The 18,026-nt window shown below is 36.9% G+C and carries 21 protein-coding genes and 1 pseudogene; 11 read left to right on the top strand and 11 right to left on the bottom strand.

What is annotated here, in order from left to right:
* Window positions 1–23 precede the first annotated feature (23 nt).
* Window positions 24–515 carry a phosphatidylglycerophosphatase A family protein gene (locus DPQ31_RS24550; RefSeq protein WP_000665097.1) on the top strand — a complete coding sequence of 164 codons (492 nt, stop codon included), beginning with the start codon at window positions 24–26 and terminating at the stop codon, window positions 513–515.
* Window positions 516–538: 23 nt separating this feature from the next.
* Here DPQ31_RS24550 and DPQ31_RS24555 read toward each other — a convergent pair whose 3' ends face one another.
* The 3 genes from DPQ31_RS24555 to DPQ31_RS24565 form a co-directional block, all read right to left on the bottom strand.
* Window positions 539–1,018: a GNAT family N-acetyltransferase gene (locus tag DPQ31_RS24555; RefSeq protein ID WP_098138120.1), complete on the bottom strand. Its 480-nt coding sequence runs from the start codon at window positions 1,016–1,018 to the stop codon at window positions 539–541.
* Window positions 1,019–1,525: 507 nt separating this feature from the next.
* On the bottom strand, window positions 1,526–4,099 hold the full coding sequence (locus tag DPQ31_RS24560; protein ID WP_001267758.1) for an FtsX-like permease family protein: 2,574 nt from the start codon (window positions 4,097–4,099) through the stop codon (window positions 1,526–1,528).
* A complete protein-coding gene (locus DPQ31_RS24565) occupies window positions 4,083–4,871 on the bottom strand; it encodes an ABC transporter ATP-binding protein (protein WP_087969451.1) in 789 nt (262 codons plus the stop codon). The genes DPQ31_RS24560 and DPQ31_RS24565 overlap by 17 nt, the downstream gene beginning before the upstream one ends.
* Before the next feature lie 286 nt (window positions 4,872–5,157).
* Here DPQ31_RS24565 and DPQ31_RS24570 point away from each other — a divergent pair, with 286 nt between their 5' ends.
* Entirely contained in the window at window positions 5,158–5,739 is a 582-nt protein-coding gene (locus DPQ31_RS24570; protein WP_097957509.1) for an NAD(P)H-dependent oxidoreductase, read from the top strand.
* Window positions 5,740–5,772: 33 nt separating this feature from the next.
* On the opposite strand, the gene DPQ31_RS24575 is transcribed toward DPQ31_RS24570, so the two are convergent.
* The 4 genes from DPQ31_RS24575 to DPQ31_RS24590 all read right to left on the bottom strand — a co-directional run bounded on the left by DPQ31_RS24575 (window position 5,773) and on the right by DPQ31_RS24590 (window position 8,451).
* Entirely contained in the window at window positions 5,773–6,303 is a 531-nt protein-coding gene (locus DPQ31_RS24575) for a DUF5673 domain-containing protein (RefSeq protein WP_087969453.1), read from the bottom strand.
* Between the two features lie 115 nt (window positions 6,304–6,418).
* Complete coding sequence (locus tag DPQ31_RS24580; protein WP_000276473.1) at window positions 6,419–7,183, bottom strand: TIGR01457 family HAD-type hydrolase; 765 nt, start codon at window positions 7,181–7,183, stop codon at window positions 6,419–6,421.
* A gap of 108 nt (window positions 7,184–7,291) precedes the next feature.
* Window positions 7,292–7,924, bottom strand: a complete 633-nt coding sequence (locus DPQ31_RS24585) for a helix-turn-helix transcriptional regulator (RefSeq protein ID WP_000503334.1) — start codon at window positions 7,922–7,924, stop codon at window positions 7,292–7,294.
* A gap of 86 nt (window positions 7,925–8,010) precedes the next feature.
* Window positions 8,011–8,451 carry a DUF86 domain-containing protein gene (locus DPQ31_RS24590; RefSeq protein WP_087949220.1) on the bottom strand — a complete coding sequence of 147 codons (441 nt, stop codon included), beginning with the start codon at window positions 8,449–8,451 and terminating at the stop codon, window positions 8,011–8,013.
* Window positions 8,452–8,598: 147 nt separating this feature from the next.
* On the opposite strand from DPQ31_RS24590, the gene glpX reads away from it, so the two are divergent.
* From glpX to DPQ31_RS24610, 4 genes are all read left to right on the top strand, one after another.
* Entirely contained in the window at window positions 8,599–9,570 is a 972-nt protein-coding gene (gene glpX, locus DPQ31_RS24595) for a class II fructose-bisphosphatase (protein WP_000439085.1), read from the top strand.
* Window positions 9,571–9,586: 16 nt separating this feature from the next.
* The gene (locus tag DPQ31_RS24600; protein ID WP_000392613.1) at window positions 9,587–9,853 is read left to right on the top strand and encodes a DUF3055 domain-containing protein; all 267 of its coding nucleotides are present in this window, start codon (window positions 9,587–9,589) and stop codon (window positions 9,851–9,853) included.
* A 373-nt stretch (window positions 9,854–10,226) separates the two neighbouring features.
* Complete coding sequence (locus DPQ31_RS24605; protein ID WP_001174592.1) at window positions 10,227–10,724, top strand: hypothetical protein; 498 nt, start codon at window positions 10,227–10,229, stop codon at window positions 10,722–10,724.
* A gap of 11 nt (window positions 10,725–10,735) precedes the next feature.
* On the top strand, window positions 10,736–11,257 hold the full coding sequence (locus tag DPQ31_RS24610; RefSeq protein WP_098911483.1) for a GNAT family N-acetyltransferase: 522 nt from the start codon (window positions 10,736–10,738) through the stop codon (window positions 11,255–11,257).
* Window positions 11,258–11,267: 10 nt separating this feature from the next.
* Here DPQ31_RS24610 and DPQ31_RS24615 read toward each other — a convergent pair whose 3' ends face one another.
* Window positions 11,268–11,570: a YutD family protein gene (locus tag DPQ31_RS24615; RefSeq protein ID WP_000435941.1), complete on the bottom strand. Its 303-nt coding sequence runs from the start codon at window positions 11,568–11,570 to the stop codon at window positions 11,268–11,270.
* A gap of 118 nt (window positions 11,571–11,688) precedes the next feature.
* On the opposite strand from DPQ31_RS24615, the gene DPQ31_RS24620 reads away from it, so the two are divergent.
* Window positions 11,689–12,267, top strand: a complete 579-nt coding sequence (locus tag DPQ31_RS24620; protein ID WP_087969457.1) for a YhcN/YlaJ family sporulation lipoprotein — start codon at window positions 11,689–11,691, stop codon at window positions 12,265–12,267.
* Between the two features lie 34 nt (window positions 12,268–12,301).
* Here the strand turns inward: DPQ31_RS24620 and DPQ31_RS24625 are convergent, their stop codons facing one another.
* On the bottom strand, window positions 12,302–13,036 hold the full coding sequence (locus DPQ31_RS24625; protein WP_208731133.1) for a MerR family transcriptional regulator: 735 nt from the start codon (window positions 13,034–13,036) through the stop codon (window positions 12,302–12,304).
* 182 nt (window positions 13,037–13,218) lie between these two features.
* Between DPQ31_RS24625 and DPQ31_RS24630 the strand changes: the two genes are divergently transcribed.
* Entirely contained in the window at window positions 13,219–14,034 is an 816-nt protein-coding gene (locus DPQ31_RS24630) for a YhfC family intramembrane metalloprotease (RefSeq protein WP_002039875.1), read from the top strand.
* Window positions 14,035–14,196: 162 nt separating this feature from the next.
* Here DPQ31_RS24630 and DPQ31_RS24635 read toward each other — a convergent pair.
* Window positions 14,197–14,645 (bottom strand): annotated as a pseudogene (locus DPQ31_RS24635) (hypothetical protein).
* Between the two features lie 133 nt (window positions 14,646–14,778).
* Here DPQ31_RS24635 and DPQ31_RS24640 point away from each other — a divergent pair.
* Complete coding sequence (locus DPQ31_RS24640) at window positions 14,779–15,333, top strand: histidine phosphatase family protein (protein WP_097957501.1); 555 nt, start codon at window positions 14,779–14,781, stop codon at window positions 15,331–15,333.
* Between the two features lie 74 nt (window positions 15,334–15,407).
* A complete protein-coding gene (locus DPQ31_RS24645; protein ID WP_097957499.1) occupies window positions 15,408–15,887 on the top strand; it encodes a YbaK/EbsC family protein in 480 nt (159 codons plus the stop codon).
* Between the two features lie 20 nt (window positions 15,888–15,907).
* Here DPQ31_RS24645 and lipA read toward each other — a convergent pair whose 3' ends face one another.
* The gene (gene lipA, locus DPQ31_RS24650) at window positions 15,908–16,804 is read right to left on the bottom strand and encodes a lipoyl synthase (protein ID WP_000166372.1); all 897 of its coding nucleotides are present in this window, start codon (window positions 16,802–16,804) and stop codon (window positions 15,908–15,910) included.
* Between the two features lie 189 nt (window positions 16,805–16,993).
* On the opposite strand from lipA, the gene DPQ31_RS24655 reads away from it, so the two are divergent.
* The gene (locus tag DPQ31_RS24655) at window positions 16,994–17,977 is read left to right on the top strand and encodes a M23 family metallopeptidase (RefSeq protein ID WP_000944665.1); all 984 of its coding nucleotides are present in this window, start codon (window positions 16,994–16,996) and stop codon (window positions 17,975–17,977) included.
* The last annotated feature ends 49 nt before the right edge of the window (window positions 17,978–18,026 follow it).

Here is an 18,026-nt window from a genome sequence, read left to right on the forward strand (position 1 = left end):
AAAAAGAAAAAAAGGTGATAAACATGAAAGAATCAAATCAACTACAAGAAAGAGCATTACAACTATTACAAGAACGCGGTGTAACAATTGACGATATTGCTGAACTTGTTCATTTTCTTCAAAAAAAATATCATCCAAATTTAGAGATGTCAGAATGCCGTTATAACGTTGAGCGTGTATTATCAAAACGTGAAGTACAAAACGCACTAATTACTGGTATCGAACTCGATGTCCTTGCTGAAAAAGGAATGTTAAGTGCGCCGTTACAAGATATCGTAAAACGTGATGAAGGCTTATACGGAATTGATGAAGTTATCGCACTTTCTATCGTTAACGTGTACGGCTCTATCGGTTTCACGAACTTTGGATATATCGATAAATTAAAACCTGGTATTTTAGAATACTTAAATGATAAATCAACTGGCAAAGTGCATACATTCCTTGATGATATCGTTGGCGGAATCGCTGCCGCTGCTTCAAGCCGTTTAGCGCACCGAGCTGATCACTCGGAATAATAATGCTTTCTAGACCGTCAGTTTTATGCTGACGGTCTTTCATATTCCATGAGCATAAATTCTCTTCCGCGGCTCAAAAAGATAGGTCCTTGCTGAAAACCTATATTTTTATATAGCGTAATTGCTCTTGTATTAAATGTTGCTACACTTAATCGAAACATTTTTGCATTAAACTCTTTCGTGGCAAACGCTATTCCAGCTTTGAAAAATTCTTTCCCCATTCCTTTCCCTGTTAACGCCGGCTTCATACCAAGTCCGATATCAATCAGATTTTCTCTACCATATAAATTAGCATCTCTTCCACCTGGTACTTGTGCATTTTCTCCAAAACAAAAATAGCCGATGAACTCTCCTTGATCGTCACAACAGCCATAATACGTTCCATCTAATAGCTCTTCTATCACTTCTTTCTCGCCTGAAAAACTATATAAATTATATGGTTCCTCGTACGTCCACGTATTTATCTCATTTGCTTCTTCTACCGTTAACTTATGTATATCCATCCTTCTTTCTCCTTATCAAGTGTTCTATATACTCATTCATTCTCCGCACCTTATTTCCCTCTAATTGAAATATGCAGAATTGCATGCACACAAACATTACACAAATGGTACAATTTATTTGAATCGCTGTTGCTACACTTCTTGATTAAAGAAAAGGCGTTAAAACGGAAATTAGCGTCTTATCGAACTCAAGCAATTGACACATTTTGTCATCATAAAAGACACTCGAAAGAGTGTCTTTTTTCTATATTTCATAAGGACTTACTCATTCCCCAAAATAAACGCATAAAATAATGTAACTCTTTACACGCATGAATCCCTTTCTAAAAGTTGTGAAGTACGTTACGGGAGATTCAAAATAAAAAGCACTCTGACTAGAGTGCTTTTCACTTTAAAACAAGGAGGTTACATATATGGATAGTACTCTCGTATTTAACTTCGGTATTGGTATTGTCATCATTTTATTTGTCTTCTTTGTTCTTTGTATGAGCGGGGTATAGCAATCTTTTATGCCGATAATTCCTTTAAAGTATCACTTAATTTGAACTTTCTTAATTGTAATGAAGCAATCATCGCTGCCCCTGCTCCAAGCACCACACTAGCAAAAGCTAATATGCAAACTTGATTATACGGAATAATAATAACCGTTAACTCTAAGCTTGATAACACGATATAGCTAAACAGAATCCCACCAAAAATGCCGATACAACCAGCTATCGCTCCAAGTAAAGTTCCCTCTAATAAAACGATCCGTCTCATTTGCTTCGGAATAGCTCCTACCGCACGAATCATACTAATTTCAGCACGTCTTTCATGTAAACTTGAGACAATCGCATTCATTAACCCTATACCAGAAATAATGAAAACAATTACAACTAACAAGCGAATTAACATCATCATTTGCGATAATAACTGCTCTTGTTCTTTCAATAAATCATAACTGTTTATAACTTCTACATTCTCTTTATTCTTTGTAATTTCTTTTACTTGCTTCTTAATCGCTTCAAATGATTGATTAGAATTAGTCATAATTTGAATTGCTTCATATCCTTGTACGTGAAACTTATCGCGAGCCCATTGTTCATTTACGAAAACATCTGATCCTCTTAACCTTAATCCTTGCTCAATAATCGAAACGACTTTAATCGTTTGTTTTTCTTTTCCCTTTCCTTGTACTTCAAACGTATCATGCAACTGAAGCCCTAATTTTTTAGCCGTTTCCTTCGTAATGACTCCCTCACCATCTTGTAATGGCTTATTTAAATCTTTTCCTTCAATCACCTTCGCTCTCGTTACTTTTTGATACGCGACAATATCATTTCCCACAACTTCCATCAAATCAGGTTCAAAATCATTTTTCCTCGCATGTTCATACCACTCTTGATTCGCTTTTTTAAAGTCATAATTCACAAGCTTTGCTGTAAAGTCTGTAGCATTCCCAACACTCGCCTCTACACCGTCAATTTTTCTAACCTTCTCCATCCAACTAAACGGTAATGTTTCTATTCCTTGCGACTCTACCGGAATTCTTACTACTAAGTCCGCTGGTAAATGTTTTTGTAATCCTTTTTTCATACCTTCATACATAGAATTTACATACATCGTTCCAACAAGTGCTAACATAAAACCAAATGCTAGTATAGCAACGGACACAGCCGCCTTATTTCGATAACGAATGACATTTCGGCTACTAATCGTCGTTTCAATTCGTAATATCATTTGAAGTGGTTTTGCAATCACTGGTGCTATCATCCGAATAAATAACGGAATCGCAAATAACAAACCGACCGCAAATAACAGCGCACCTATCGCACTTGGATTAAAACCGATATACCGCTCTAATACGTTACCCGTTAGTCCAATAACAGTACCAATAATTAAAATGCTACCACTAAAAGCACTCCACCTTTTTTCTTTTTTCTCATTACTAGGAAGACCTGGCCTAAGCGCTTGAACTGGTGGAATCTTTCTAACCATGAAGGCTGGTATAATAGCCCCTATAATAGACATAACAATTCCTAGTAAAAACGTAATGAGTAAAATCTCGCCTGAAATCGAGAATGATTCTTTCCCTGCCCCCTCAATATTCACCCATTTATTAATAAATGATGCAGCGATTGTTTGCGTACCTGCTCCAAGAATAACTCCTGCTAGCGATCCGATTGCCCCAATACATAAAGCCTCTAATAAGACGACTAATATAATTTGATTTGGATTACTACCAAGTGCACGTAATAATGCCCATTGCTTAAATCGACTTCTGACAGATAAGAAGAAACTTCCCATTATTAAAAGAGCTACAACAAATAAGGCAATACCACCTAAACTAAAAATTAATGGCTTCATTACATTTAGTCGTTCAAATGCCTTATCTACATAAGTACGTTGGTCCACCTTTATATTTTCTATCTTCTTATTTACATCAAGAGCAATCGCTCTCTTCACATTTACATCGGCTGTTTTCACTTGAACGAGATTGAACTGATTTAGTAGATTTAATTCTTTTTGAAGCCAATGGATGGGAAAATAAGCCCCATGCCCCATTGCCGCCATTAACGGTGGATTTAAAATACCGACGACTTTCACAGTCTTTTCTCCATGCTGCGGAAATGGCAGTTTAATTGTATCTCCCACCCGTATATTTTCACGGTCTGTATACCCTTTTGTTAGTGCTACTTCAGCCCCTTCTTTCGGATATCGACCTTCAAATATTTTATAAGAATGTATTTCTGGAGAATCTTGCTCAACACCCCAATAGGACGGTTTTCCCGATAACTCTTTATAGTGTGGGAAAGGATATGGTATAAGTACTTTTGATATTTTTTCAGCATTTTCTAAGCCATCTATTCCTTTTAAACTTTCATTATTTAAATACATATCATTTTTTATATAGCCAAATTGTAAATTATAATCTCCATACCGACTTACTACTTGTTCCTTCACACTTTGCTCTACTGATTGATTGCCTAGCAATAACATCGTCGCTAACATAACACCTAAAGCTGCACCGAGGGCAATCAACATATTTCGCAACCAATTTTGTTTCATCGATTTTACCGCATACTTAATTACCCATCGCATCACCTTTACCTCCTACTTTAAAGTGACGATTCATAATCTCTTGAATGTGGATAACTTGTTGCGGGATATTTCGAAATTTCCATCCTTTACTTTCAGCATGCTCATGAATCACCTCACCATCTAATAAGAAAACGACTTTATCAGCATGGGCCGCTACGAACGGATCGTGCGTTACAATGACAGCTGTTTGCCCTAATTCATCACATGCATTGCGAAGTGCCGCAATAATATTTTTGCTGTTTTCTGAATCTAACGCCCCTGTTGGCTCATCAGCTAATATAATAGCTGGCTCATTTGCAAAGGCTCTTGCTATCGCAACCCTTTGCTGTTGCCCACCTGATAACTGTGCTGGTAAATGCTTTTCTTTTCCTTTCAATCCAACGAGTTCTAATAAACGATTTGCTGTCACCGTTGCCTTTTTTTGCGAAACATTATCTAATAATAAAGGCAACCCTACATTTTCCTCCGCATTAAACACTGGAATTAAATTAAACTGTTGAAAAATAAAACCGATTTTATGCCTTCTAAATAAAGCGAGCTCTTTTTCTTTTAATGTTGAAATCTCCGTACCATTAACTCGAATACTACCTACTGATGGAATATCTAATCCACCTAACAGCTGAAGTAAGGTCGTTTTCCCCGATCCACTTGCCCCCATAATACAAACAAAATCTCCTTTTTGAATTTGAAGATTAATATCTTTTAAGATCTTTACTTTACTATCTCCAATATCAAACGATTTTTCTAACCCTTCAATTTCAATAATATTCATCCCGATATCCCCTTCTCTCTCTATTTACCAATCTATATATTCTATTCGAAAATGCAAAATCCCTACTATTTTGTATTTTTTTGTCACATACTAACATTTATATTAACCGGCAGTAAGTGCCCGATTAGTGTAAGCAAATAATCAGTGCGGGATGGATAGCCCCCACCGATTAAAATTTCACTTTATTTCTCACGTCAGAAAAGTTGACTCTCGCAACGAAAGTAACCATAATAGTTACACGAATATTTAAAAACTATTCACATATCCACAAGTAGGAGGAAGAACAATGAAACATGTAATCGTTTATGCACACCCGAATACAGAAAGCTTTAACCATGCAATTTTAGAAACTGTAAAAAGTGAATTAGAAGGCAAAGGTCATGAAGTACGCGTTCGTGATTTATATGAATTAAACTTCAATCCAGTATTAGGTGCTTCCGATTTCATCTCATTTTCCCAAGGAAACACACCAGAAGATATTAAAGAAGAACAAGAGCATATCACTTGGGCTGATAGTATTACATTCATTTACCCAGTTTGGTGGGCAGGTCTTCCTGCTATTTTAAAAGGATACGTTGACCGTGTATTTAGCCACGGCTTCGCTTATGCTTACGGTGAGAATGGTATTGAAAAATTATTAAGCAGTAAAAAAGGATTGTTATTATCTACGATGGGAAATTCAAAAGAAGTATACACAGCAGGCGGTATGTTTGATGCAATGAAAAAAACAGCAGATGTTGGTATTTTTGAATTTACAGGCATTGAAACACTTGAGCATACATTCTATACAAGTGTTCCTTCTGTGGATGACAGTGTGCGTAAACAATATCTTGAAGAGGTTAAAGATGTTGTGAATCGTGCATTTTAATAAAAAAACTCCGGCTTTAACAACCGGAGTTTTTCATTTCATCATTAATTTCGGAATATACCTTTGAAGAATGCTTTCTAATTCATTCATATCTTCCTGTCTAATAAGTAAATTCACATTGTCATTCATTTTTTCTCGCCCGCGATATAAAAATATATTTTCTTTTGGATTTTCCCATGTTGATGTTTTATAGCCTTTCAATTCTTCGTATGAATAAAAGTTTAATCCGTCTACTACACCTTTTTCATATATTTGTACACTTTTAATAAGATGGATCGCTATTAAAGTCATAAAACAACTTGCTACAGCATAACTACCTGACTGAATGAGAAACTGTTCAAGTGTGCCAATATCACCACTTACGTATTGAGCATATATATACATACATTGTCCAATGAAATATGCTGGTCCAAGTAATGCAACCCAACGTCTTTTCACCCGAGGATACATTGCAATGAGTTTTCCTGCGCTTTTTTTCATTTCATTTATTTTATATATCTTCCATAGAATAAAAAACAAAACACATAATGTAAAAACAAACATAATACATGACATCCAGTACATTCTTATTCTCTCCCCCTTACATCATTACATTTAAATTTTACATTTTATATACTTATAGTACATATGCAATTATGCATAAAAAAACAGGTAACCTCTTCCGGTTACCTGCATTTCATTACATCTTCTCAATCCACTCCGTCAAGTTATGCACAACTTGCGTCGGTTGAACTTCGTATTCTGTTAACTTCTCCACAGTTGTGACTCCAGTGTGGACAAGAAGGGTATGCATACCAGCATTTACTCCCGCTAAAATGTCCGTATCGTAGTTATCCCCAACCATTAATGCCTCATCTTTTCCTATGCCAAGCACTTTTAACGCTTGTTCCATAATGATTGATTCTGGTTTTCCAATAAAGATTGGCTCCACACCTGTTGATACTGTAACAACTGATGTTAATGAACCGTTACCTGGTAATAATCCACGCTCAGTTGGAATAGCAATATCTCCATTTGTAGAAATAAACGTTGCACCGTTACGTACAGCAAGACATGCTTTTGCTAATTTTTCATATGTGATGTCGCGATCTAAACCAACAACAACGAAATCAGGGTTTTCATCCACAAGTTCAAATCCTTTTTCCACAAGAGCATCATGTAAGCCTTCTTCACCAATCATGTATACAGTTGCATCTTGTTTACGTTCATAAATGAAATTCGCTGTCGCCATACTCGTTGTGAATACTTGCTCTGCTTTCGCTGGAATATCGAAACGAACAAGTTTTTCTGCAACTTGTTCTGGTTTACGAGTTGAGTTATTCGTAACGAATAAATACGGAATGCCGCGCTCTCCTAATGCTTTCACGAAGTCGCTTGCTTCTTCAATTTGTTCTTCACCACGATACATCGTACCGTCTAAGTCAATTAAATAACCTTTATACATCTATTATGTCTCTCCTTCTATGCTAGAGTTCTCATCTATCATACCACTCTTATATTACCCCCTTTTCCAAAAGAAAAAAACGCTTTACCTTAAAGCGCCCCAGAACGTTCATTTTTTCTCTTTTACTTGGTAAGAACAACTACAATCACCCTCACACATGTTTGCTAGCGTATTTACATCTGCATTCGCAAATAAACGCTTATACATCTCTTTTTCATCTGCACATACTTGCGGGAATCTCTCTGCAATTTCCTTTAACGGACAGTTTTGCTTTTCAATTACGAAAGAGTTCTCTCCATCTCTCTTTATTTGAACCATATAACCATTTTTCTCTTGCATTGCTGCTACCTCTTGCACTTTATATGCTAAGTTCTTTTGATTACTGATTCTCTTTTGCAATTTTTCTTCCATTCGCTTCGTTCTTTCTTTCAAAACGTAACGAAGTATTTTTTCATCGCCCATTCGAGCTAAATCTTCTAGCATATCAATCGCAAATTGCTTATATTCTTTCGGGAATGTATCTTCTCCCTTTTCACTTAACCCGTACAAATAAGTTGGTCTTCCGACATGTTGCCTGACCATCTTAGAATAAATGAACCCATCTTTCTCAAGATTACTTAAATGTCTTCGAATCGCCATTTCTGTAATCTCTAAAACGTCAGCTAATTCTGCTACCGTATGTTCTCCCTTTACTTTCAACAATTGGACAATCTCGTCTTTCGTAGTGCGTGCTTCCCCCATGCTTTACCCTTCTCCCTTCTCCCTTTTCTTTCTCACATACAATATAAGATCCCCAAAAGGTATTCCCGGGGATCTCATAAGCATAATTATTCTGGTACAAATGCAGATACAGGCCCTAATTCCTTCTCTAAATAACTGCGAATATTTGCTGGGTAGTTCTCTACCACTGCAATATGTTTTTGAATCGTCTTATATAATTCATCATGATTCATTTGAATATAATCTTGCGTAAGCATTTTTCGAAGAAGGATAACTTCTTTCATTCCTTGTCCTTCTTCTGCACTTATCACTCGCTCATCCATTAAAATATCGATAATATCTTCATAGCTTCCTGGATCGCGCATAATAAATCCATCAATCATCGCATTCCCTACATCTAATACGCAATCAATCATAAGATGGGCTATGCGCTCTAATGCATAAAATTCAAACTCGGTTTCATATATCTTCTTCTCTTGAAATGTATTTGTTGCTCGTTCTAAACATACTAGCATTTGTTCTATTTTTTTTCTGTCTACGAAGTACATTCATGTCACCTACCTGGAAATTAAAGCATTTACATTTTAATTGTAACGCTTTCTTCTGAAAAAATCGACAATTTTTCGAATTCACCTTTTCTCCGTTATTTGTTATAGTTATATTTGTATGATTTTTGAAATTGGAGGAATGAAATCTTGGAACGTGAACTCGCACTAGAAATTGTCCGTGTAACAGAAGCAGCAGCATTAGCATCCGCACAGTGGATGGGCCGCGGAAAGAAAAATGAAGCAGATGATGCAGCAACTACAGCTATGCGTGATATGTTCGATTCAGTAAACATGGCAGGTACAGTTGTAATTGGTGAAGGAGAACTTGATGAAGCACCGATGTTATATATTGGTGAAGAACTAGGAACAGGTAACGGTCCAGAAGTAGATATCGCCGTTGATCCATTAGAAGGTACAAACATCGTTGCAAAAGGTCTTGCAAACGCAATGGCAGTTATCGCAATCGCAGATAAAGGAAACCTTCTTCACGCTCCTGATATGTACATGGAAAAAATCGCGGTTGGTCCAAAAGCAGCTGGTAAAATTAGCTTAGATGATCCAATTGAAAAAACAATTGAAATTGTAGCAGAAGCTAACAATAAAAAGATTCGTGATCTAACAGTTATCATTCAAGAACGTGAACGTCATCAAGATATTATTGACCGTGTTCGTGCAAAAGGGGCTCGCGTGAAATTATTTGGTGATGGCGATGTTGGTGCATCAATCGCAACAGCACTCCCTGGAACAGGTATCGACTTATTCGTAGGTGTTGGCGGAGCTCCAGAAGGCGTTATTTCTGCAGCAGCATTAAAATGCCTTGAAGGTGAAATGCAAGCTCGCTTAGTTCCAATGAACGAAGAAGAAGAAGCTCGTTGTCGTGAAATGGGATTAGAAGATCCTCGTCAACTTCTTATGTTAGATGACTTAGTATCTGGTGATGATGCAATCTTCTCAGCAACAGGTGTTTCTGCTGGTGAGTTATTAGACGGCGTGAAATTCCTAGGCGGAGATTTAGCTGAAACATATTCTATCGTTATGCGTTACAAAACAAGAACAGTACGTTTCATTAAAACGCATCACCATTTAGATCATAAACCACACTTAAACTTAGATATTTAATAAAGGAGCCATGTGTATGGAAGAACGTTTCTTTCTGTACGACGATACTGTCGCTACAAAAACTCGTTTCGTTAGCTTTATGGGAGAAAATGAGCGTCATGATTTAGCGCTTTTATACTCCGATCGTCATTACGGTAAAACAATTGTCCTTGATATGCAGAGCAATAAATTTGCAATCATCGGTCCTGACGATTTAAACGAACCAGGCTACTTAGAGCACGCATTTTCTATGACTGAAGAAATTGCAGAAGAATTACGCTCATTTTTATTTGAACTTATATAACTTATCTCAAACACCAGCTATTTTAGCTGGTGTTTTTTCACTGTAATTATTTTGAATTTTCAATCTCTCGTGGTATACTTATGTACAAATCTATTTGGATAGAAAGGACGTTATCTACGTATGCCAACATTTACTTTGTAATGGACCAGCAATTGGATAGCATTACTCTCAAAAAAGCACGGTGCTTTTTCAAGGGAGTAGTCTGCCCATTCCCATTACAAAGGAACGTAACGCATCTGTAGTATGATGTTTACGGAGGTTCCTCTTTGGGGAACCTCTTTTTATTTTTGTCTACTTCTCATGTCTTCATACTACAAGACATCCAAATAGCTGTATTACGTTCCTTTACCACTACTATAAGAGGTGAAGGAAAATGCAGAAAGTACAACTTTCTTGGAGTTTATATGAAAATCAGCAAAACACAATCGAAAAATATTGTAAAAATTGCGGACGTAATACCCTATTTACTGATACGAATATTCGCAGGCATAACGCCAATGGAAAAAACATATACCGCTTTGCCATTTATAAATGCCCGAACGATCATACGTGGAATCAAAAACTGCGCATTTATAAATCATTTACTGATCATGTCGAAACAATCGATATGATTCAGCAAGACCAAACAGAAACAACTACTACCATTTCTATGACACAACATAAAGAAAGTGGCATAGTTGAAATCACGATTGTATTAGACATCGTTTTTGGCTCCCACCGAATTGATAAAGTGTTATCCACATATATTTCAGATTGGAGCCGTACTACCATTGTGGATAAAATTAAAAGTGGGGATATTCAATTGAACGGACAACAAATGAAACCAAATAAACAACTCTCTGAAGGCGATTATATTTCAATTTGTTTATAAGGAGGTGCCTCATGCTAAACGTGAGAAAAGGTACGATGGATTTATTAGACGAATTAGATGGAATGTATACAGAATGTAAAAAAGCGCTATTACAAAATCAAATTTACCAATGGGATGATTCTTATCCAGCTCGAGAACATATTTCCTATCACTTAGAACAAGATGAACTCTATTGCTTGTTTGAGGATGATTCACTCGTTGGTGCTGTCGTGTTAAACGAGTGGCAGTCTCCCGAATATAAACGAATTGATTGGTCAGAAACAGACGGACGCTTTCTTATCGTCCACTCTTTCGTTATCCATCCTCTCTCGCAAGGAAAAGGATATAGTAAAGTACTTTTATCTTTTTGGGAAAGTGAAGCAAGACGGGAAGGTTACAAAGGCATACGCCTAGATTGCTTTACTCGCAATCCGGTTTCATTAAGTCTATATGAAAAAAACGATTATATTTGCCAAGGTGCTGTTTATTTTGAAAGTAAACAGCCTCCTCACAACTGGTATAATTGCTATGAAAAAATCCTCTTACAATCGTAAGAGGATTTTTTTATTTCTTCACTTTTCGTAATACGAAGTGTGCACAACCGAAGTTACAGTACTCGTATAAATACTCTGATAAAGTACTAATTTTCGTATCATATGTCGCACGTTGGTTACTATCATCAAAGAATCCGCGCAATCTAAGTTGCTCATATCCCCAGTCTCCAACGATATAATCATATTTATTTAAAATTTCTGCATAGCGCTCTTTAAATGCTTCTTCACTAAAACCGTCACGAAAGTTTTTAATTACTTCGTACTGAACATTATTAATGCTCACCGTAGCATGAATTTCTTGCTTTTGCTCCATCATTAACTTCCTCTCTAAGCATTCTTCTTTTTATCGTATCACAAAGCATAACAACCAACAATTTCAAATACAAAAAATTGCAAATTAGTACATGCTATGGAGAAGGAGGTGATACATCGTGAAAAAACAAATTTTACTTTCCCTTCTCACTCTTTCCCTATTTGCAGGCTGCCAATCAACGAATAAAGCCGAAATGGAACGTGAGGAAGGAAGCCGTGTTCTTGTTTCCAACAAAAACGACATGTATCATACGGAAAATACAAATACACGATTAACGAGAGTCGGTTATTCATCTAAACAAAAGCATGAAGTATCTAACAAACAAGTAGGAGCCATTAACCGTGAGAAAGTTGCTGAAATGATTACAAGCATGACAGTCAAACTTCCTGACGTTACAAACGCTGCTACGCTCGTTACCGATGATGAAGTATTTGTTGTATACCGTGCAAACACAACGGATCCGAAACTCGTAGCGGATCAAGTATATAAAGCTGCTTTGTCCATCGTTCCTCGCTATTATAAAGCATATGTATCGACAGACCAAAAGTTGATTTCTCAAATTCAAGGACTTCAATCAGGTAGCTTAAATGATACAGAATATACGCAAAGCCTCGATATGTTAAAACGGGAAATGAGTAAAAATCCTCATTTGAACAATACAGAGGATCAGACTTTAAATGATATGATTAAAAAGTAAAACAGGTGGAGAAAACCTCCACCTGTTTTACTTTTTATTTTTTATTACAATCCGCATAAACCTCCATCGCATCACACATAAACTGTGCTAACCCTTCGCCAAACTTATCAATATTTTTCGTGAAGCGCTCATCAGCGACGTACATTTGACCGAGTCCCTTGAAGGCTTCTAATGAATATTCACCAAAGTTTTGCAAGTAATCATACCATACTTTAATAGCTTCTTGTGCCTCTTTAGAATCAGGTGCACCATGTCTAAGCGCTGCTAAATTTCTGTAAATAGTATTAAACTCTTCCTGATTCTCTTTTGACATACCTTTTGCATATTCGTTCGCTTTATCTACAGTTGTATCTCCCCATCTTTCACGCGCTTCTTCTTCATATGGGTTATGGCTAAAATCAAATCCTTCAAATTTCTCTTTGTTCGTCATTTCAATCTCTCCTTTTGTATGCTGAATTGTTTTATCAATCGTCGCAATCACCTTATCTAACCTCGCACGTTTTTCAAAAAGCATTTTCTTATGAAGCTGTAATGCTTCTTCGCGATCAAATGACGGACTCATGATAATTTCTTTAATTTTCTTCAAAGGGAAGCCTAGCTCTTTAAAAAATAAAATTTGCTGCAGTGTCTCTAAATTTTCGTCAGAATACAGACGATATCCAGATTCTGTCGTCTCGTCTGGGGTTAACAACCCAATTTCATCGTAATGATGCAGTGTGCGCACACTAATTCCAACTAAATCAGCTACTTCTTTTACTCTCATTGTCATTTGTATCTCCCCCTTAATACATACGATAAAGTATGACGCAACGTTAGAGTCAATAAGTAAATTCATTTTATCCCTCTATTTGCGAGCAGTAATACCCTCACCTCAAAATTCGGGGAATAGACAACACTCCCATTGATTAAAGTTTCAATTTATCTCTAAAAGTTTCATCTCTCCCATATTTCATGCATAATAGATATGTACATATATTAGAAAGCGGTGAAAGTATGGTTTCAAATACTGTAATTGCCAGCATCATTATGCAACTCGTTGTTTCGGTTCTGGTCCCAATTATTGTACTCGTTTATTTCCGTAAAAAATATAATATTAATTGGAAAGTGGTCGGAGTTGGTGTTCTTATCTTTATCGGATTTACCCAAATTCTCGAAACACCATTTCATCTATTTATGCGCGGTAATCCAGCAATCGCTCCATTTTTAGAAAATCCATTTGTCTTCGCACTTTATGGCGGGCTAACTGCTGGTATTTTTGAAGAATTAGGACGCTTCGTTGCCTTCTTCTTCCTACTAAAAAAATATCTAGAATATAAAGATGGCTTTGCTTACGGAATTGGTCACGGCGGGATAGAATCTATTTTAGTTGGCGGATTCTCTGCATTGCAAACTCTTATATTCGCAAATGCTATTAACGATGGTAGCTTCGCTCAAATGGCAGAAAAACTACCTCAATTAAACCTTGTAAAGGACATGTTAATCGAGCAGCCTGCCTATTTTTACTTCCTTGGTAGCGTAGAAAGAATTATGGCACTCGTATTGCAAATTGCCTTTACAATGCTTGTTTTATACGCAGTAAAACAAAAGAAGTACATCTTCCTTGTATATGCTATATTATTCCACGCATTCGTAGACTTTTTCGCAGCACTTTACCAAACAAAAACGATCAACATCTTTGTTGCAGAAGGGATTACTCTTCTACTAACAATTTGTGCTCTCGTTGTGATTCGCAAAATGAAAGTGAAATTAATGAGTGTGCCGGAGTAAAAAATAACCCACCAGTTGGTGGGTTATTTTTTACTCCGCACTAACGGGCGGTAGGACTCTCACCTCAAAGTTCGGCAAATGCAGAGAAGTTAGGCGAGAGATCAACTGTCCGTAACTGCCCGATTGGTTCAACTAATAATCAGTGGACAAATCCCCCACTGATTAAAGTTTCACTTTATAAGGATTATCACAATGATGATAACTTTTGCCCTCTTGCAGCTCCCTCTTTGTTTCTGCATCTATAACGATATACTTATAAAACTCTTCTACTTCATTTTGAGTAAAAGAAGCAAAGAAGTACACTTGGCAATCAGGGTGAACAAAAAATCTTGAAGCACCACTCTACTTCGACAACCGACAGCTGTTTTTTGTAGGAAAGAAAATTCTTCATCAGGCACTTCTTTAAATAAGATTTTTTTCCGAACACTATATGCTGCATTTTTGTATTCTTTATAAATTTTCTTATCTAACTGTTTATAAAACACATCCTCACTCACAAATGGCTTATTTCGATTGCTTGGATAATCTAACTTTTCATTGGATTCTGCATATGTTGTGGATAATTGCATAAGAAAACAAATAATGAATACAATGCACATCATTTTTTTCATAGTGGCACCTCAATTTTTCATTATCCACATTACTTTTCCACATATTTAAATCCATATGCTGTTTCCAATAAAAAGGAATTATTTCTACATTTGTCGAAGTATATAGCGTCAACTTGAAAGATGGGGATGAATTATGAAGAAAATTATTGTAATACGACATTGTTCCGCAACTGGACAAAAACGTGATGCCGAATTAACGACTGCCGGAAAAAATCAAGCTAATATCCTTGCTACATTCCTTTTAGAAAATCAGCTACAAATAGATCATATTATTTCGAGCCCATTTGTCCGAGCTATCGATTCTATTCGGCCCTATGCGCTCCAAGCTAACCTATCTATCGAAGAGGATGAACGATTAGCTGAACGTATATTAAGCAACGTTCCGATGGATGATTGGATGCCAAAACTAGAATCTACTTTTACAAACATAGATATTGCCTTTTCAGGCGGAGAGTCAACAAAACAAGCGACGGACCGTGCTATATCGCTTATCCAAGACGTTTTAAAATTAAACCATACTACAACACTACTCATTACACATGGAAACTTACTTACACTCATTTTAAAGCACTTTGATCATACGATCGGCTTTAATGAATGGAGAACTTTAACGAATCCTGATGTTTACGAAATTACAATCGGTGAACAAAGTATCATAAAACGATTATGGGAAGCGTCGTCCAAGTAGTATCCCTTTCCGAAACACTCAGTTGACGCCACGAGAAGAGACTGTATTAACAATAGAGAGGGGTATCATTCCATATGTATGAAGATGTACTTTCTTTACTACATAAAACAAATATTTCTTATGAAAAGTTTGAACACGAGCCAGTGCTTGATTATGAGACAGATCGTATCGTGCGTGAAAGACTCGGTTTGCAAGGTACTCCAAGTAAAAGCTTATTTTTAAAATCAAAATCCGGAGATTATTTCGTATTTTTTACGTTAGAGGGTACTCGGCTCGACCGAGGAGAAATGAAAAAAATAACAGGAGAAAGCTTATCACTTTGCTCTCCACATGAGTTACGAGAAAAAACTGGTTGCACCCCTGGCTGTGTAGCTCCTTTCGGTTATTCACAAGATGTAACGATTATTGTGGATAGTTCCATTTATACGTACGATAAAATTTTGATTACACCTGGTGTACCCGAATTTACAATTGAATTATCCACAGAGGAATTAAAAAAAATTGTATTCACATGCCCAAATACTGTTTTAGAGTACAAACAAAAAGAGAGCTAATGGTTAGCTCTCTTTTTTCATTATTTGGCTTCTGCTGTTTTTTCTTTTGCAGAACGTACTTGCTCGTCCGCATGATAAGAAGAACGTACAAGTGGGCCAGCTTCACAGTGGCTAAATCCTTTGCTAAGTGCAATTTCTTTAAGCTCTGCAAATTCTGCTGGTGGGTAATATTTAAGAACTGGTAAATGCTTCTTAGATGGTTGTAGGTATTGCCCAAGAGTTAAAATATCCACATTGTTTGCACGTAAGTCATCCATTGCTTCAATTAAATCTTCTCTCGTTTCACCTAAGCCCACCATAATGCTCGATTTAGTTGGAATATCAGGCTGCATTTCTTTCGCTCGACGTAAAAACTCTAATGAACGTTCATATTTTGCTCTAGCGCGAACTCGGTCAGATAATCGACGTACTGTTTCAATGTTATGGTTTAAAATATCTGGTTTTGCATCCATTAACATTTTTAAGTTTTCTTCTACTCCACCCATATCAGATGGTAATACTTCGATAGACGTGAATGGGTTTTTACGACGTACTGCGCGTACTGTTTCAGCAAAAACAGCTGCTCCCCCGTCCTTTAAATCATCACGTGCAACCGCTGTTATAACGACGTGCTTTAAGCCCATTTGTACTACTGAATCTGCTACGCGTTCTGGTTCTTGTAAATCAAGCTCAGTTGGTAAGCCTGTTTTAACCGCACAAAAACGACAAGCACGTGTACAAACCGCACCTAAAATCATAAATGTTGCTGTTTTTCTTACAGCCCAGCATTCATGAATATTCGGACATTTTGCCTCTTCACAAACGGTATGAAGATTTTTAGAACGCATCATTTTCTTTAAGCCTGTATAGTTTTCATTCGTGTTTAACTTAATTTTCAACCATTCGGGCTTGCGCTTATATTCTGTTTGTTTTGTCATGGTTATCAACTCCGCACAATATGAAATAGTTTACCGTGTTCGCTTCTTTCAATGTAACATATCTATTCTAACGTATGAAAGCGATTTGCTCAAATGAAGATTCTAAGATTTTTTCCAATCGTTCCCTATAATGAAATACTCCGTATATCCCACACTAAAAAGAGTGATGTTGTGAAAGGAGTCTATTTCATGCTTCGAAAAATTTCTCTTTTGCTTTCTATTTGTTTTCTTCTCCACCAAAACATCGCTTACGGTGAAGATAATCAGCAAAGCATATACGAAAAGCGCATGGCACTATATAAAGAAACCGAGCAGTCTTCAGGCATTCCATGGTATTACTTAGCTGCAATGGATCAATATGAAAGAAATATACGGAGCGTACGAAAAGATATTCCGAAAAAACCAGATGCCATCATTTCCCTTTATTTCAAACCAGAAATATGGGCTGGACCTATCAATAGTAACGATACTCTCCCCCATACAATTTCTCTATTTGGCGGAATAGGTTTAGATGGTGACAAAGATGGATTTGCAAATGCAAATAGCGACCGTGATCTTCTGCATACCGCAGCGACTATTTTAAGGAAACAAGGAACGTCAGAAGACCGTATTAAAATTATGCTCTGGGAATATTATAGACGTGCAAAAACAGTTGATTTAATTAGTGAATACGCCCAAATTTATAAACATTATGGACGTATTAATTTAGAAGGAAATGCTTTTCCTCTTCCGATTCGTAGTGACCATAGCTATCGGAGTACTTTCGGCGCTGGAAGAAGTTTTGGCGGCAGAAGGATTCATGAAGGAACCGATATTTTTGCCGGATATGGCGTGCCAGTAAGATCGACTTGCTATGGCATTATTGAAACGAAAGGTTGGAACCGCCTTGGTGGATGGCGCATTGGTATTCGCGACCTTCATAACAATTACCATTATTACGCTCATTTAGGCGGGTTCTCAAAAGAAATACAGCTTGGACAAATTGTTGAGCCAGGAAAAGTAATCGGATTTGTTGGTAGCACCGGTTATGGACCTCCTGGTACAGCCGGAAAATTTCCGCCCCACTTACATTTTGGCATGTATAAAGACAATGGCTATACAGAATGGGCATTCGATCCATACATGCATTTAAGCTTGTGGGAACGCAAAGAACGAGCAAATACAAAACGATAACCGTAGCAGATTGCTACGGTTATTTTTTATCCCGCTATTTGCCCAGCAG

It is taken from the genome of Bacillus sp. COPE52, from assembly GCF_003355115.1.
Classification (GTDB): Bacteria; Bacillota; Bacilli; order Bacillales; family Bacillaceae_G; genus Bacillus_A; species Bacillus_A toyonensis.